The following is a 15,302-nucleotide window of genomic DNA, read 5'->3' as shown; positions in this document are numbered from 1 at the left end:
GCCGGCGGTGTGTCGCTGTGGGAAGCGGTGTCCACGCCCCGGCGTACCACTCACCACCTCGACCAGCCGACCCACCGCCACCGTGCACCGCCAGCCGCCAGCCGCCAGAGAAGCGAAATGGGGCCCCAGCCAACCGGCCAAGGCCCCACCTCACATAGCGCGCACCCCAGGGCGCGGCAGCGATCCGCTCTGCCGTGTCAGGCGGACGCCCCCGCCGTCGCGCGCTGGGCTACGTGGCACGCGGCTTCGTGCTTCGGTGCCAGTTCTTGCAGGACCGGGGTCTTCTCGTGGCAGATCGCTTCAGCCAGCGGGCAGCGGTCGCGGAAGCGGCAGCCGGGCTTGGGGTTGATCACCTTGGGTGGTTCGGCCTTCGCCGTTTCGGCGTCCACCGACAGGGGTGCGCGGGGGTCGGGGACGGCTGAGAGCAGGAGCTGTGTGTACGGGTGCTTCGGTTCCTGCAGGATCGATTCGGTCGGGCCCGCCTCCACGATGTGGCCGCCGTACATCACCATCACGCGGTCGCTGACGTAGCGGGCGCTGGCGATGTCGTGGGTGATGTAGAGGAAGGAGACGCCCTCCGTCTCGCGCAGGTCCGCCATCACGTTCAGCAGGCCGATGCGGATGGAGACGTCGAGCATCGAGACCGGTTCGTCGGCCAGGATCAGTTTCGGGCGGTAGGCCAGGGCCTGGGCGAAGCCGATGCGCTGGCGCTGGCCGCCGGACAGTTCGTAGGGGTAGCGCTGCAGGATTTCGCCAGCCGGGTTGAGGCCGACGGCCTCCACCACGCGCTCGGCTTCCTGTGCGCGCTGCGCCGAGGAGAGCTCCGTGCGGTGCAGCTTCAGGCCGCGCTCGATGCCGTGGGAGACGCGGTAGGCCGGGTTCAGGGAGGCGAAGGGGTCCTGGAACACCATCGGGACGTCGCTGCGGTAGGCCAGCTGCGCCTTGCGGCCGCGCAGCTTGCTCAGCGGCTTGCCCTCGAAGACGATCTCGCCGGAGGTCGGCTTGTAGACCTGCGCCAGCAGGCGGGCGATGGTGGACTTGCCGCTGCCGGACTCCCCGACCAGCGCCACGATCTCGCGGCGGTTGATGGTCAGGTTCACCTGGTCCACGGCGTGCAGGTTGTTGCCGGAGAAGCCGCCGCCGATCCGGAAGTGGCGGGTCAGGTCCTTCGTCTCCAGCAAAGGGGTGTTCTCGCTCACGATTCGACCTCCACGCTCACGGGCGCCGGTTCGTGCAGCAGGCAGCGCGCCTGTGCGGCGCCGACGGTGTACAGCTCCGGCACGTCCGCCTTGCAGCGGTCCATCGCGACCGGGCAGCGCGGGTGGAAGCGGCAGCCCGACGGCGGCTTGGCCAGGTTCGGGGGCGCGCCGGGGATGCCGGTCAGGCGCTTCTTCTCCCCGCGGATCGAGGGGAAGGCGTCCAGCAGGCCCTTGCTGTAGGGGTGCGCCGGAGCGTCGAAGACCGACCGGGTGCGGCCGAGTTCCACCACTTGGCCGGCGTACATCACCATTAGGCGGTCGGAGAAGTGGCTGACCAGGGACATGTCGTGGGTCACGAAGATCACCGCGAAGCCCAGCTGCTTCTGCAGCTCCTTGATCTGCGCCATCAGCGAGCGCTGCGCCACCACGTCCAGGGCGGAGGTCGGCTCGTCCATGACGATCAGGTCCGGGGTGAACAGCAGCGCCATCGCGATCATCGCGCGCTGGCGCATGCCGCCGGAGAGCTGGTGCGGGTAGGACTTCAGGTGGACCGGGTCGATGCCGACCAGCTCCAGCACCTCCGCCGAGCGGGCCCGGACCTGGGTGTCGGACCACTTGGCGTGCGCCTTGATCGCGTCCTTGAACTGGCGCCCGATGCTGTGCACCGGGTTCAGGGCGTTCATCGCGCTCTGCATCACGACCGAGAAGTCACGCCAGCGCAGCGTGTTGAGCGACTTGGCGGTCATCGCCACCAGGTTCTCGCCCTTGAACCAGACCTCGCCGGCGGTCACCGAGGCCGGCGGGTTCAGCAGCTGCGCGATGCCGAACAGCATCGTGGACTTCCCGCAGCCGGACTCCCCGACCACGCCCAGGAACTCGCCCTTGGCCAGCGTCAGGTCCACCCCGGCCACCGCCGGGACCGGACCGTTGGCGGTGGCGTACTCCACCCGCAGGCCGCTGACCCGCAGCAGGGCGTCGTCGTTCATCGTCTCCAGCATCGGCTCACTCATTTCCGGCACCTCCGCCGGCGACCGCGGCGGTCCGCGCGGAGCCGGGACGGCGGCGCACGCCGAGCTTGCCGCGCTGCCTCCTCACGGGCCGCAGGGCCGGGTTGCTGATCTCGTCGAAGGCGTAGTTCATCAGGGCGAAGGCGACGCCGAGCACGGCGATGCCGATGGCCGGCAGCACGGCCCACCACGCGGTGCCCGACTCCAGCGCGGACTGCGAGTCGGCCCAGTAGAGCATGGTGCCCCAGCTGTCGGAGTTCGGGTCGCCCAGACCCAGGAACTGCAGGCCTGCCGCAGCGAGCACGGAGTACAGGGCGGCGCCGAGGAAGTTGGCGATGATCAGCGAGATCATCGTCGGCAGCATCTCGAAGACGATGATGTAGGACCGGCGCTCGCCGCGGACCCGCGACGACTCCAGGAAGTCGCGGTTGCGCAGCGACAGCGCCTGGGCGCGCATCTGGTTCGCGCCGTAGGACCAGCCGGTGACCACCAGCACCGCGACCATGATGGTCAGGGTCGGCTTGCCGGCGTACGCGGACAGCACGATCACCAGCGGGAAGGTCGGGATGACCAGCACCACGTTGGTGATGAAGGACAGCACGTTGTCCGGGATCCCGCCGAGGTAGGCCGCGGAGACGCCGACCAGCACCGAGATGACGGTCGCCAGTCCGCCGGCCACGACCGCGATGATCAAGGGCTCGCGGGCGCCGTAGACGAACAGCGCCCAGATGTCCTGGCCCAGCGAGGTGGTGCCGAACCAGTGCGCCCCCGACGGCGTCAGGCGCGGCGTGAACCGGGCCGGGGCGGTCGGGTCGGACACCGAGGTGAACAGCGAGGGGAAGACCGCCATCACCAGGAGCACGAAGAACATGCCGAAGCCGACGTTGGCCTTGCGGTTGGTCAGGAACGAGCGCCACACGGCGCCGCGTCCGCGCCGCCGGCCCGGAGCCGGCGCACCGGCCGGAGCCTGCGGGGTCGCGGAGTCCGCTGATGTCAGGGTCGTCATAGGTTCCTCACCCCTTCGCCCGGGTACGCGGGTCCAGCCACACGGTGACCAGGTCGCAGATCAACAGGGCGCCGAGCACCGCCACCGTGAACAACATGAACAGTGCCTGCATCATCGGGTAGTCGATGCTGTTGACGGCGTTGTAGAGCTGGTAGCCCAGTCCGGGATAGTTGAAGATCTTCTCGACCAGGATCGCGCCGGTGAGCACGAAGCCGATCGACATCGCGAAGCCGGACAGGTTGGGCAGGAAGGCGTTGCGCGCGGCGTAGTTCATCATCACCTTGCGGTCCGAGAGCCCCTTGGCCCGCCCCATCCGGATGTAGTCCTCGGCCAGGGTGGTGATCATGTTGTTGCGCATGGTCAGCACCCAGCCGCCGATCGAGGTGATCAGCAGCGTCAGCGCCGGCAGCAGCGCGAACTTCAGGACGCTGCCGACGAAGCCGGGCGAGAAGCCCGCGACGATCGAGGTGTCGTAGTTGCCCGAGGAGGGCAGCCAGGTGTTGTCCACCGTCAGGAACAGGATCAGGAACAGCCCGACCACGAAGTAGGGCAGCGCGCTGGTCACCACGAAGACCGAGGGCAGCACCGAGTCCACGACGCCGCCGCGGCGCCAGGCGGCGATGGTGCCGATCAGCGAGCCGAGCAGGAACGCCAGGATCGTGGTGAAGCCCACCAGGCCCAGCGTCCACGGCAGCGACTGGCCGATCAGCTTCGACACCGGCGTGCCCAGCGAGCTGCCCAGGGACACGCCCCAGTTGCCGGTGATCATGTTGCCCAGGTAGTCGACGTACTGCTGGACGATGTTCTCGTGCGGCTTGTAGCCGAAGGAGGTCAGGATCTGCTGCAGCTGGGCGTCGGAGACCCGGCCCTTCGTCTGCGCGCGCAGGGTGTTGATCGGGCTGCCGGGCATGAAGTGCGGCAGGAAGAAGTTCAGCGTGAGGGCGGCCCAGAGGGTGAGAAGGAAGAACCCTACTCGGCGCAGAAGATATCTCAACCCTCTGTCCTTTCGTTGATACGTGAGCAAACGCGAGTGGCTGTGGCGGGAGGCAGCGGCGCCCGGGGATACGGCTCCGGACGCCGCCTGCTGTCCCCGCGGTGCGGGGCGGTCTCGCGGTTACTGGGCCGGCTTGTAGTACAGGTGCAGCAGCACCTGCTCGTTGTCCGGGTAGTTGTAGGCCGCGGGCTGCGCGTACGGGTTGTCCGACGTCGGCCAGCCGCCGAAGTTCTTGGTGTTGTACTGGAACCAGTCCGCGGACTCGGTCACCGGGATGAACGGCAGGTCCTGCAGCACGTGCTGGCTCACCTGCTTGATCATCGAGACCTGCTGGTCCTCCGAGCCGGCCGTGGCGTACTGGTCGAGCAGGCTGTCCACGGCGGGGTTCTTGTACCGCTCGAAGTTGCCCGCCGACGCGCTCTGGCCCAGCGGCGCGGTGTTGGCCGAGTGCAGCCACGCGCGCAGTTCGGTGTAGGGAGACGGTCCGGCGGAGGGCTGGGAGCCGTAGGCCAGGTCGAAGTCGCCCTTGTAGAGCTTGTCGTAGTACGTCTGGTTGGTCAGCGAGCTCTCGGTGAGGTTGATGCCCAGCGGCTTGAGCTCGTCCTTGATGATCGCGATCGAGGCGTCCCAGTCGGTGTAGCCCTGGATCGAGATGATGGTCAGGTTCAGCGGGTTGCTCGGGCTGTACCCGGCACCCTGCAGCGCCGCCGCGGCCTTGGCCATGTCCGGCTTGTCGTACCCGGCCGCGGAGATCGCCGCCGCGTCGTTGAACTTGTCGAAGGTCGGGGTGACCACGCCGCTCTGGTTGCCCGTCAGCTGCTGGCCGTCCTCACCGATCGCCGAGACCTTGGCCTTGTCGATCGCGTAGGCGATCGCCTGGCGGACGCCGAGCTTGCTGGTCGCCGCGTGCGAGGGGTCCAGGTTCGGGATGATCGAGACGTTGAGCACCGGCGGGGACCAGGTGTGGTTGTCCTGCGACTTGTTCAGGTAGAAGGACTTGATGCCGGTGATGAACTGCGAGCCCCACTGCGCCTTGCCGCTGGCCAGGTCCTGGTTCGCCGGGCCGTTGTCCAGGTAGGCCGGGTACTCCAGGGTGGTCACGTAGGGCTTGCCGGGCTGCCAGTAGCTGGCGTTGGCCTTGTACTCCATGTTGTTCGGCGTGCACTTGACCGTGTACGGACCCGAGCCGATCGGGTTCGGGTCGGTCCAGGTGTCCGGGTGCGCCGCGGCGTCGCCGGTGGACCAGATGTGCTTGGGGACGATGCCGACCAGCGTGGCGAAGGTGTAGAAGTACACCTGCGCGTTCTGCTTGAAGGTCATCGTGACCTGGTTGCCGGTGGCCGCGACGCTCGTCAGGCCGGCCGCGGACCACAGCGAGTAGTTGTCCAGCGCCGGGGTCTGCTTCATCAGGTTGTACGTGTAGGCCACGTCGTCGGCGGTCAGCGGCTGGCCGTCGCTCCACTTCACCCCGTCGCGGATGGTGAAGGTGATCTGGGTCTTGTCCGCGTTCCACTTGTAGTCCGACGCCAGCATCGGCGTCTCCTTGGCGTCCTGCAGGATGTTGGTGTAGATGAGCGGCTCGTAGATGAAGCCGAGGCTCTCCAGGTTGAACGTCGAGTTGTACGGGTTGAACGAACACGGCCAGGTCTGGCCCTGCTCGTTCGAGATGGTGAGCGTCCCGCCCTGCTTGTAGCTCGTCTGGGTTCCCGTCGACGAGCCCCCGGCCGACGACGACGCGCTGGAGCCGCCCCCAGTGCTGGAGTCCGAGGTGTGCTTGGTGCTGGAGCACGCGGTGGCCGCCAGGCCTATGGAGATGGCGACCGCGAGCAGTGACGACGTATTGCGTCTCATGCTGGGGGTTCCTTTCCGGTTGCTGCGGGATGTGGCGCCCGTGGTTGATTTCGTGGTGTGGTGCCTTGTTTTCTCGAGGGTGGTGCGGTGGTGCTTGTCGAGCGGTGGTGCTTTGGTGCGGTGGTGCTTTGGTGCGGGCCTTGCGAAGTCCCTGATATTCGCCCAGGAGCTAGACGGGTGTCATCAGGGGGTTGTTGAGGTCGTGGAGGATTCGGCGGGAGCGGCCAGAGCCGCCTCCCGGACGGCGGCCCGGGCCAGCGTCAAAGCACCGGCTAGCGGGGCGTCGAAGGGGAACGCGGCCTGCACCAGTTCCGGCGGGAACGGCACGGCGGCGTCCAGCGCACGGCGAAGCGGCGCGTACAGCACCGGCCAGGAGCGGACCATCCCGCCGCCGACCGCGATCCGTGCCGGGTCCACCGCTATGGCCAGGTTCACGAGGTGGAACGCCAGCTCGTCGGTGAACTCCCGGAGGATGTCGGCGGCGCGCGGGTCCAGGCTCGCCGCGGCGAACAGGTCCTTGGCACCGGTGGCGTCCGGGTGGATCTCCTTGGCGCGGGCCAGCAGACCGATCCCGCTCACCTGGTCCTCCAGGATCGAGCGGTGTCCGGCCGCGAGCCCGACGTCGGCCAGCCGGCGCAGGTTGTAGCCGATCTCCCCGGCGGCGCCGTTGCGTCCGGCGATGACCTCGCCCTTGGTGACGATGGCTACCGCCAGACCGGTACCGAGGTTGAGGTACAGCCCCGGGTCGGCTTCCTGCAGCGCGCCTTCGACGGCCTCCACGCGGGCGGCGGCCTTGACGTCGGTCTCGACCCGGACCTCCGAGGCGGGGAAGGCCGCCTGGATCTCCTTGGCCAGCGCCAGATCGGCCCACCCGGGGATGTTCGGCGCGAGGTCGACGCCGGAGTCCCGGGGGATCCCGATGGTCGAGACGCCGACCGCGATCGGCTCGCGCCCCGGGGCGACCCGGTCCAGCAGCGCCCGCGCGGCGCGCAGGCCGCGGCCGAGCGAGGCCCGGCCGCCCTCGGCGGCGTGGGTCGGAACGGTGGCCGCGCCGAGGCGGGGGCCGGGGGTGGGCTCGGCGACCGCCATGGCGGTCTTGGTGCCGCCGAAGTCGATTCCCAGCACTACGGGCGGAAGCAAGCGTCCTCCTCGGGAGGGATGTCGTGCCGTGCGGGCGAGGCTTGGGAGGGTGCCGGTGAAGCTCGGGTGAAGCGCCGTGCGAGTTCGTCAGTAAAGTAAACTAAATATTGTCGCGGCGGAAGGGGTCCGGCCGCCCCGGCGGGTAACCTTTCGGCAACGCCTGGATGGGCACAAGACGGCCGTCAGGTGATCTTCCGGGCGGTCCGCGCCCGCTCGCCGCCGGTGTCAGTACCCCCCTCTAGCGTGAGTCCCGTTGCCACCGGACCACGGAAAGAGGAGGGGCCGTGTACCGCCAAGGAGACGTACTGATCGTGCCGGTCACGGAGAGCGCGGTCCCGGAAGGGGCGCGCGCCGCCGGGCCGAAGAACCGCCGCCCCCGCGAGTCGATGGTGCTGGCGCTCGGGGAGAGCACCGGCCACGCGCACGCGCTGGTCGCCACCCGGGACGAGGGCGACTTCTACCCCGCCCCGAGCGAGAGCGAGCCGGCGTACGTGTTCCTGCCGTACGGCGGCAAGGTCGTGCACGAGGAGCACGGCACGATCCCGCTGCCGGAGGGCTGGTTCAAGGTGGTCCGCCAGCGCGAGTACGAGCCCAGCGCGCTGCGCTCGTTCCGGGTGGTGGCGGACTGATGCCGGCCACCGCGATCGACGTGACCCCGCACCCCGACCTGACCGCCGACGGCATCGTCGCGGTCGCCGCCGCCACGCGGGACGCCTGGCGCGCGATCGCCTTGTCCACCGAGGCTGTCGACCGGCAGGCGACCGAGGAGACGGTGCTCCGGCTCTACGCCGAGTCCCTGCCGGACTCGGCGCCGCCGGAGATCATCTGGTGCCGCTCCCCCTTGGAAGCCGCGCGCCTGGTGGCCGCCGACGCCGAGCGCCTCGGCGCCCCCGCGCGCGACCGTGTCAGGGACCTGACCTGGTCGGTGGGCCGCGCCCGGCTCGCCGAACGCCTCGGCCCGCGCGAGTTCGGCCGGGTCTGGCAGGCGGCGTGCGGCGACCTCGCCCCGCTGATCAGCACCCTGATCGCGCGCATCGCCACCGCCGTGGAGGAGCACGCCGATCCCGAGGACATCGCCGAGCGCACCGCCCTGCGCATCGCCCTGACCCACGCTGTCCACGGCCAGTTCGACGCCTCCTGGCTCCCGCTCTACGAAGCCTCCGGCATGGCGTGCGGCCTGGGCCGGATGGCGCGCTCGGCGGGCTGGTGGTGGCCGTTCGAGAACGCGGTCATCCTCACCGAGCGCCCGCTCGCGCTCCGCCTGGACGACCAGGATCGGCTGCACCACGGCGACGGACCCGCGCTGGTCTACGCCGACGGCTTCGCCGTGTACTCCTGGCGCGGCACTCCGCTGACCGAGGAGTTCGGCCGGCGCCTAGCCGCGACCAGCCCGGACACCATCCGCGCGGAGGAGAACGCCGAGCTGCGCCGGATCATGGTCGAGCACTACACGCCGGAGCGCTTCCTGAAGGAGTCCGGCGCGCAGCCGGTCCAGGAGGACGAGGCCGGCAAGCTGTGGCGGATCGCGATGGGCGACGACGAGTCCATCGTCCTGGTCGAGGTGGTGAACTCCTCGCCGGAGCCGGACGGCACGTTCAACGTCTACTTCCTGCGCGTGCCGCCCAGCATGCTGACCGCGAAGGCCGGCGTCGCCTGGACCTTCGGCCTCACCGAGGACGAGTACCAGCCGCTCCGGCAGACTTGAGCAGAGGTACGGGCTTGAGCACAGGTTCAGGTCTGAGCACAGTCGCGCCGGCGGGGATCCGAGCCAGGACCCCGCCGGCGAACGTGTCGTAGAGCCCGAGCTCCGGCATGTGCACGTAGCCGATGTGGCAGTCGCACTGGGTCAGAGGGCACAGACGCGCCCGCAGCGCCTGGCGATATGAGCCGTCGTAAAGGTTTCCGAGCCTCTCCGTAGGTTCCGTGCGCGAGACGAAGTGGCAGCGGTAGACCTCGCCGTCGCCGTCGACCGAGATGACCGACTCCCCCGCACGGCAGGCGTGCCCCTGCGAGGCATGGGGAAAGCGCGAGACCGGGAACAGCGGATCGATCTCGGCCCAGGGCTCGGCTTCCTCGTCGGTGTAGGTATGTCCCTCGGCGGCGTTGACCCACAGATAGACATCGTCGGGAAGGTCGGCGCGCAGACGCCGGGCAGCGTCCAGGTGCTCCGGCAGCCCGACGATCCCGGTGCTGAAGCGGACGCCGCTATCCCGCAGCTCATGGCAGCGGCCGAGGAAGCGCTCGTAAGAAACCTGGTCGGGATGGTACGTGCACCACAGCGCCAGCGAATCCAGGTCGGCGCCCGCCGTCCACGCGGTCCGCGAACTCAGATTGGTCTGAATCGCCACCTCGCCGACGTGATCGAGGCGGCTGAGCTCGACCAAGGCGCGCTGGTACCAGCTCCGGGTCAGTCCCTCTCCCCAGGGCGTGAACAGAACATTGATTTGGTCCTCGGATTGCGCGATGACCCACGCGACGAACCGCTCCAACGCCGCGCGGTCGGCGCGCAGCGTCTCCGGCGAATCGCGACGCTTGGCGAAGGGGCAGTAGCCGCAGTCGTAGTCGCAGCTCGCCAGCGGGCCGCGATAGAGAATCGACAGTTCCATCAGGGCCCTACTTCAGCTCGTAGGCGCGCATCGCGGCGCGCACCTGCTCGGAGAAGAACATCGGGCCGACCGCATCGGACCATGCGAGGCCTTCGGGGGTGAGCCGCAGCCGACCGTCTGCTCCTGAAGCCGATGCCGAAGCCGATGCCCGATCCGACACCGACTCCAGGAAGCCGCGGTCGTTCAGCAACGCCAGCTCCGCACTGAAGCGCTCAACCGCGTCGCCCCGCTCCATCCCGTCCGCTTGAAGCAGCGACTGAATCAGGAACCTGCGTGCCTGCTCATCCGCATCGAGCCGATAGCCGACCTCGACGCGGCTGAAGTCGGTGGTCGCAACGTACTCGTCGATGATCCCGCGCACTTCCGACGCCGAGACCGCGTAGTCGAAGGAGTAGTGCAGCGACGCGGTATACGACCGTGCGCCGCAGCCCAGACCGATCATGCCGTCCGTCTGGCAGGCGTAGTCCTCGCCGCCCTCGACGACCGGCGCGTCCAGGCGGCGGAACATCCGCATGGACACTTGCTCGTAGCCGTTCTCCAGCAGGAAATCGCGGCCGCAGCGGTAGAGATCCAAACGCTGCGCGTCCCACTCGGCGTCATGGTTCAGGTTCAGTCGACCGAGACCGGTCAGTGGTCTGACATAAAGCGGATAGAGATAGATCTCCTCCGGCATCCAGCGCAAAGCTGTCTGAAGGGAAGCCCGCCAAGACTCGCGGGTCTGCCCCTCGATGCCGTAGATCAGATCGACGTTCAACACCGGGATGTCGGCGGCGCGGACGGCGTCCAGAGCGGCGAAGACGTCAGCTGCCTTCTGCGGACGCACCGCCGAGCGGGCTTCGACGTCATCGAAGCTCTGCACGCCCAGGCTGAGCCGCGTCGTCCCGCGCTCGGCGAGCACCGTCAGCCGGTCGGGGGTGGCGGTCGCCGGCGACGCCTCGACGGACAACGGGATCGCGCCGAGACCGACGCCGACCACCTTCTCGGCGATGTCGAACAGCCGCGAAAGCTCATCAGGGCTCAGATACGTCGGCGTGCCGCCACCGATCGCCGCGTTGGCGAAGCGGGGCGCGGGACCGGATTCGTCCAGCGCCGCACGGACCGCGATCGCCTGCCGTTCCAAAGCGTCGAGGTACGCCGTCGTCAGCGACTCCGGCGCGCCGGTTCGAGTGAACAGGTTGCAGAAACCACAGCGGACTTCACAGAACGGGATATGCGTATAAAAGGAGAGCGCATCGCGACCCTCGCCGCGCCAGACGTCGGACAGCAGCGGCTTCGGCACGAGCGGCCGATACGCCGTCTTGTGCGGATAGGCGTACACGTAGGACTCGTAGGGACCGTTCAGCATCAGCCCTCATATCCCTTCGGCAGCACGAAATCGGCATAGGGCACCGTCCAGACCACGTCATGGCCGATGCGATGCCCGACGTGACCGTCCTCGCCGTAGGCGGTTCCGTGGTCGGAGCAGACGATGGTGAAGCACGCGCGGCGCGCCGCCATGAGCGTGAACAGCCGCCCGATGTGCGTGTCCACGTAACGCAAAGCCGCCGCGTGCGACGCGCGCGTGTCACCGGCGTCCTTGGTCGCGCCGTCGAGATAGAACCAGTTCGGCTGGTGCAGAGCCGGGACGTTCACGAACAGGAACAGCGGCTGCTCCTCCGGCTGCGCCGCGACCACCTGCTCCACGACGCCGACCTGGTGGGCGAAAGAATCCGGGTCGGTCACGCCGGTCGCCGCCGACCAGTGGGACTCGTCGAAGTAACCCGGCAGCACCTGCCCGAGCCGGCTCTCCGGATTGAAGAACCCCACTCCCCCGACGCAGACGGTCCGGTACCCGGCTTTGCGCAGCCCGGCGACCAGATCCGGCTCGTCGAACACCCAGGTGTCCTCGGCTGTGGTCTCGCTGCCGCCGAAGCGTGCGGCGAACAACCGCGGATGCCGCCCTGGCGTGTCCGGCGTCGGCAGGAAGCCTGCGAAGAACGCGGAGTGCGCGGCGAAGGTGAACGAGCCCGGCGTGTGCCGCCGCTCCCAGCCGTCGGGAAGGACTCGGGCGAGGTTCGGGAGGCGGCCGGCGGCGAGTTCTTCGACGGCGACGTCGTGGCGGAGGGTGTCGAGGGTGACGAACAGGAGGTCGTGACTCCCGACGATCGAGTGCATGCTGGGTCTGGTCATGGTGCGTGGCGGCCTATCAGCGAACGTACTTGGGCGCGGTAGGTACCGACGCCTTCCCAGGGGGTGCCCGGAAGTCCCATGAGGTTCGGCAGGAGGTCGCCGTAGGCGTTGACCTCGCCGATGCGGTCGAGACCGTCGGCGCCGGGCAGCACGTCGATCCCGAGGCAGTGCACGCCGGGGAAGCACGCCGCCGCCGACTCCACGATGTCGAGGATCGTCAGCCAGCGCTTCTCTCCGACCAGTGCCTGGAACGCTGCCAGATCGCCGCGCTGTCCGCCAAGGTGCAGGTTCGTCATCGGGGACGTGCTGGTGCGCACGACGGCATGCGCGGCACGTCCGCCGATTGTGACGACACGCAGGTCGCAGCCGCGTCCGGCGATGCTCAGCTTGCGGACCCAGCGCTCGGCGTGGAGCCCGTCGCGTCCGAGGACGGCGAGGACGTCGTCGATGTCCTCGTCGCGCAGGTAGGTACGGACGGTCAGCGAGTTGTAGAGCTCGATGCCGGTCTCGGTGCGTACCAGCTCGGCCGAGGTCACCGCGCGCCGCCGCGGACCGCGCACGGTCATGGCGACGACGCCGGATGCCGAGGAGCCGTGCCGGATCTTGATGAACGCCGACTCCGTGCCGTCTGGTGCGGCGACTGGCGGCACGGGTACACCCGCGTCGGTCAGTAGCGCGTGCGTCGCCTGCTTGTCGAAGGCGGTGGCCACGCCTTGCGCGGTGAACAGTCGTGCCGCGCCGGCGTCGTCGATCGCGTGCTCCAGCTTCTCCAGGACTGTGGCAAAACCCTGATACCACTGCCGCGTGCCCTCGACGCGGTACATGTCGATCGGCTCGTCCGAGCCGCGCAGCAGCCGGGTCACCTCGGCGTCCTCGCCTGGGGAGTCGACGCGGACCAACTCGCCGGAGTGGAACTCGGCGTCGCCGCGCAGCACGTCGAGCCACGGCACGATCCGCGGCTCGGGCAAGCCTTCCTCGCGGACGGCGTCGGCGAACAGCGTCACCCGGCGGTTGTCCGGGTTTCCGACGACGGCGAAGCGCAGCGGGAACGTCGGGGTGCTCAGGGCTCTCATTCAGCCACCGCGATGTACCGACCCCATCGATCCTCGCGCTGAGCGTCGGACAGGTCGATCTCGACGGTCGGCCACGCCTGCCGTACCCGGCTCTGCATCTGCGGCGAGAGGTAGTGGTGGCTCAGGTCCAGCCGGCGCAGGTGGTCGAGCGGCTGCCCGGCGAGCAGCGCCGCCGCACCTTCGTCGCCAAGCGTTCCCAGGGACAGGTCCAGCGTTTCCAGCTGCGCGACGACCGGCGCCTGCGCGACTGCCGCTGCCACGGCGTCCTGGATCGTGGAGTCCTTCAGCCCGAGATGCCGCAGGCGGGGGAAGCGTCCTGCTTCTAGGAGGGGAGCGAGGTCTGCGACGGTCGCGTCGCCGCCATAGTTCGGGTCGCCGAGGTAGATCTCCAGGTGCGTGAGCTCGGGGAACTCGCACTCGGCCACGGCGCGGACCGTGCTGGCGGGCAGGCCGCCGGACTGGAAGACGAGCTTGCGCAGCGCGGCGTGTTTCGTCGCTGGAATCAGAGGGTTGATGCCCTCGGCACTGACCATGCCTTCGGGCGTTCCGCGGACCCAGAGTTCAGCCAGGTTCGGGAAGGCGTCCAGCAGCGGACCCACCTGCGGCACGTAGATCCACGACGGCTGGCTCTGCTCGTCGATCAGGTCATTGAAGAACAGCGCCCGCAACGCCGGCAGCCGGTCGGCGACCGCGACCAGATCGCGCACGACGGTGCAGTCGTCCTCGCCCCACTCCAGCCACTGCCCGGTGACCAGCGCCTCGACGCAGGTACTCGGTACCCGCTCGAGGAACGCCGCGAGCAGGTCGGGGAAGTCGAGGTCGAAGTACTCGCCGTCCTTGTTGCAGTCGAGGCGCCAGGCCACGGCGCCGGGATCGGCGGCCTCGGCCGGCGTCGGCAGCGCGGGGTCGGCGGGGAAGTCCACGACCGGCCGACCGGCGAACTCTGTGATGTGCTCGTAGAAAGACATGGTCACTCCGCCACCGCGCCAGCGCGGGGTCTCGGGGAATCGCTTCGGGCAAGGGACAGGTCGATATCGACGCCCGGCCACGCGGCGCGCAGCCGGTTCCGCATCTCGGCGGAGATGAAGTGGTGCCTCAGGTCCAGCGTCCGCAGGTGCGCTGGCGGCTGGCCGGCGAGCGGCGCCGCCGCGCCCGGAAACCAAGCCGCGTCCGGATGCGGCGGATACGCCGCCACCGGCAACCCGCCGAACTCCGCCAGCTGCCCCCTGAGTCGCATGGTCAGCCGCATCGCCGCCGCCTACTCGGCGACCGAGACGAATCGGTTCTCCTCGCCGTCGTCCCATTGGTCGGGTTCCTCGTGGCGGGAGAGGTCCAGGTCGACTCCGGGGAGGGCCTCGCGGAGGCGTTCTTGCATGGGCTCGGAGATGAAGTGGTGGTGGAGGTCGAGCTTCTTCAGGTGGGTCAATGGCTGGCCTGCGAGGAGTGCCGCCGCTCCCTCGTCGCCGAGGGTACCCAGGGAGAGGTCGAGGACCTCCAGGCGTGACACGATCGGGGCGTGGGCCACTGCGGCCGCGATGTCGTCGGCGTTCTCGGCGTCGCGCAGGCCCAGGTAGCGGAGCTTGGGGAAGGTGGTGCCTTCCAGGATGCCCGCGAGGTCTGTTGGCTCGGAGCCGCCGAAGTACTCTGCGTCGCCGAGGTAGAGCTCCAGGTCGGTCAGTTCTGGGAACTCCGAGGCGGCGACCGCGCGGACCACCGCCGGGGGGAGGCCGCCGCTCTGGAATGTCAGTTCCCTGAGTTCGGGATAGGCACGCTGCTCCCAGGCGAGGTTCTCGCTGCCGCGTACGCCGAAGGTCTGAAGCTTCGGGAAGGCGCGCAGGAGAGGCGTCAGGTCGCTGTGTTTGATCCAGGAGATCTCGAACTGCCCCGCCTCGATGTCGGCGAGGAACAGGTGGCGCAGGTTCGGGAAGCGGTCGGCGGCGGCTACCAGGGGTGCGAAGACGTCCGCGGAAGTGAGGCTCATCGTGTCGCTGGTGACCCAGTTGCCGACGATGAAGGCAGTGATGGCGGCGGTGGCGGCGGTGTCCATCGTGCGCAGGAAGGCGTCGAAGAGCTCCAGATAGTCCAGACCGTCGAACTCCGTGACCTCCACGCGCCAGGCCCAGGACGCGGTGTCGGCCGGGACCTCGACGTCGCCGGGCCAGTCCGCCAAGTCCTCGAGGTCCTGGCCCGGCAGGGTGAACACGGGCAGCCCGCCCCACTGCCGCAGCGCGGCGCACTCGCTGTCGATCACGGGGCC

General features: G+C 69.1%; 15 protein-coding genes. 2 read left to right on the top strand and 13 right to left on the bottom strand.

Features of this window, described 5'->3' with window-relative positions:
• Positions 1–197: 197 nt before the first annotated feature.
• The 6 genes from CACI_RS05860 to CACI_RS05835 form a co-directional block, all read right to left on the bottom strand.
• A complete protein-coding gene (locus CACI_RS05860) occupies positions 198–1,199 on the bottom strand; it encodes an oligopeptide/dipeptide ABC transporter ATP-binding protein (RefSeq protein WP_012785401.1) in 1,002 nt (333 codons plus the stop codon).
• Positions 1,196–2,209, bottom strand: a complete 1,014-nt coding sequence (locus tag CACI_RS05855) for an ABC transporter ATP-binding protein (protein ID WP_012785400.1) — start codon at positions 2,207–2,209, stop codon at positions 1,196–1,198. Before CACI_RS05855 ends, CACI_RS05860 begins: the two co-directional genes overlap by 4 nt.
• The gene (locus CACI_RS05850) at positions 2,202–3,212 is read right to left on the bottom strand and encodes an ABC transporter permease (RefSeq protein WP_012785399.1); all 1,011 of its coding nucleotides are present in this window, start codon (positions 3,210–3,212) and stop codon (positions 2,202–2,204) included. The genes CACI_RS05855 and CACI_RS05850 overlap by 8 nt, the downstream gene beginning before the upstream one ends.
• Positions 3,213–3,219: 7 nt before the next feature.
• Positions 3,220–4,206: an ABC transporter permease gene (locus CACI_RS05845; protein ID WP_012785398.1), complete on the bottom strand. Its 987-nt coding sequence runs from the start codon at positions 4,204–4,206 to the stop codon at positions 3,220–3,222.
• Positions 4,207–4,326: 120 nt separating this feature from the next.
• Positions 4,327–6,057: an ABC transporter substrate-binding protein gene (locus tag CACI_RS05840; RefSeq protein ID WP_012785397.1), complete on the bottom strand. Its 1,731-nt coding sequence runs from the start codon at positions 6,055–6,057 to the stop codon at positions 4,327–4,329.
• 183 nt (positions 6,058–6,240) lie between these two features.
• Positions 6,241–7,197, bottom strand: coding sequence for an ROK family protein (locus tag CACI_RS05835; protein WP_012785396.1), 957 nt, complete (start codon positions 7,195–7,197; stop codon positions 6,241–6,243).
• A gap of 284 nt (positions 7,198–7,481) precedes the next feature.
• On the opposite strand from CACI_RS05835, the gene CACI_RS05830 reads away from it, so the two are divergent.
• Together CACI_RS05830 and CACI_RS05825 are read left to right on the top strand one after the other, a co-directional pair.
• Complete coding sequence (locus CACI_RS05830; protein ID WP_012785395.1) at positions 7,482–7,826, top strand: hypothetical protein; 345 nt, start codon at positions 7,482–7,484, stop codon at positions 7,824–7,826.
• Entirely contained in the window at positions 7,826–8,902 is a 1,077-nt protein-coding gene (locus tag CACI_RS05825; protein WP_012785394.1) for a DUF6745 domain-containing protein, read from the top strand. Before CACI_RS05830 ends, CACI_RS05825 begins: the two co-directional genes overlap by 1 nt.
• Here CACI_RS05825 and CACI_RS05820 read toward each other — a convergent pair.
• From CACI_RS05820 to CACI_RS05790, 7 genes are read right to left on the bottom strand one after another with little or no spacing between them, the layout of a single operon-like run.
• Positions 8,865–9,803 (bottom strand): STM4011 family radical SAM protein, encoded by a 939-nt coding sequence (locus CACI_RS05820; protein WP_012785393.1) that lies wholly within the window; start codon positions 9,801–9,803, stop codon positions 8,865–8,867. The genes CACI_RS05825 and CACI_RS05820 overlap by 38 nt on opposite strands.
• 7 nt (positions 9,804–9,810) lie before the next feature.
• The gene (locus CACI_RS05815; protein WP_012785392.1) at positions 9,811–11,148 is read right to left on the bottom strand and encodes an STM4012 family radical SAM protein; all 1,338 of its coding nucleotides are present in this window, start codon (positions 11,146–11,148) and stop codon (positions 9,811–9,813) included.
• Positions 11,148–11,957 carry an STM4013/SEN3800 family hydrolase gene (locus tag CACI_RS05810; RefSeq protein WP_041540082.1) on the bottom strand — a complete coding sequence of 270 codons (810 nt, stop codon included), beginning with the start codon at positions 11,955–11,957 and terminating at the stop codon, positions 11,148–11,150. Before CACI_RS05810 ends, CACI_RS05815 begins: the two co-directional genes overlap by 1 nt.
• 11 nt (positions 11,958–11,968) lie before the next feature.
• Positions 11,969–13,045 carry an STM4014 family protein gene (locus CACI_RS05805; RefSeq protein WP_012785390.1) on the bottom strand — a complete coding sequence of 359 codons (1,077 nt, stop codon included), beginning with the start codon at positions 13,043–13,045 and terminating at the stop codon, positions 11,969–11,971.
• The gene (locus tag CACI_RS05800) at positions 13,042–14,013 is read right to left on the bottom strand and encodes an STM4015 family protein (RefSeq protein ID WP_012785389.1); all 972 of its coding nucleotides are present in this window, start codon (positions 14,011–14,013) and stop codon (positions 13,042–13,044) included. The genes CACI_RS05805 and CACI_RS05800 overlap by 4 nt, the downstream gene beginning before the upstream one ends.
• Positions 14,014–14,015: 2 nt before the next feature.
• Positions 14,016–14,294 carry a hypothetical protein gene (locus tag CACI_RS05795; protein ID WP_041540081.1) on the bottom strand — a complete coding sequence of 93 codons (279 nt, stop codon included), beginning with the start codon at positions 14,292–14,294 and terminating at the stop codon, positions 14,016–14,018.
• A gap of 9 nt (positions 14,295–14,303) precedes the next feature.
• Complete coding sequence (locus CACI_RS05790) at positions 14,304–15,296, bottom strand: STM4015 family protein (RefSeq protein WP_012785388.1); 993 nt, start codon at positions 15,294–15,296, stop codon at positions 14,304–14,306.
• Positions 15,297–15,302 lie beyond the last annotated feature (6 nt).

This window comes from Catenulispora acidiphila DSM 44928, assembly GCF_000024025.1.
GTDB classification, from domain to species: domain Bacteria; phylum Actinomycetota; class Actinomycetes; order Streptomycetales; family Catenulisporaceae; genus Catenulispora; species Catenulispora acidiphila.
This window is presented reverse-complemented; position numbering and strand designations above follow the sequence as displayed.

What these genes read in the sequence shown, in the direction of transcription:
- CACI_RS05820 (WP_012785393.1), bottom strand. Translation starts at nt 9,803, where the DNA reads ATGGAACTGTCGATTCTCTATCGCGGCCCGCTGGCGAGCTGCGACTAC.
- CACI_RS05825 (WP_012785394.1), top strand. Translation starts at nt 7,826, where the DNA reads ATGCCGGCCACCGCGATCGACGTGACCCCGCACCCCGACCTGACCGCC.
- CACI_RS05810 (WP_041540082.1), bottom strand. Translation starts at nt 11,957, where the DNA reads ATGCACTCGATCGTCGGGAGTCACGACCTCCTGTTCGTCACCCTCGAC.
- CACI_RS05805 (WP_012785390.1), bottom strand. Translation starts at nt 13,045, where the DNA reads ATGAGAGCCCTGAGCACCCCGACGTTCCCGCTGCGCTTCGCCGTCGTC.
- CACI_RS05795 (WP_041540081.1), bottom strand. Translation starts at nt 14,294, where the DNA reads ATGCGGCTGACCATGCGACTCAGGGGGCAGCTGGCGGAGTTCGGCGGG.
- CACI_RS05815 (WP_012785392.1), bottom strand. Translation starts at nt 11,148, where the DNA reads ATGCTGAACGGTCCCTACGAGTCCTACGTGTACGCCTATCCGCACAAG.
- CACI_RS05850 (WP_012785399.1), bottom strand. Translation starts at nt 3,212, where the DNA reads ATGACGACCCTGACATCAGCGGACTCCGCGACCCCGCAGGCTCCGGCC.
- CACI_RS05800 (WP_012785389.1), bottom strand. Translation starts at nt 14,013, where the DNA reads ATGTCTTTCTACGAGCACATCACAGAGTTCGCCGGTCGGCCGGTCGTG.
- CACI_RS05855 (WP_012785400.1), bottom strand. Translation starts at nt 2,209, where the DNA reads ATGAGTGAGCCGATGCTGGAGACGATGAACGACGACGCCCTGCTGCGG.
- CACI_RS05840 (WP_012785397.1), bottom strand. Translation starts at nt 6,057, where the DNA reads ATGAGACGCAATACGTCGTCACTGCTCGCGGTCGCCATCTCCATAGGC.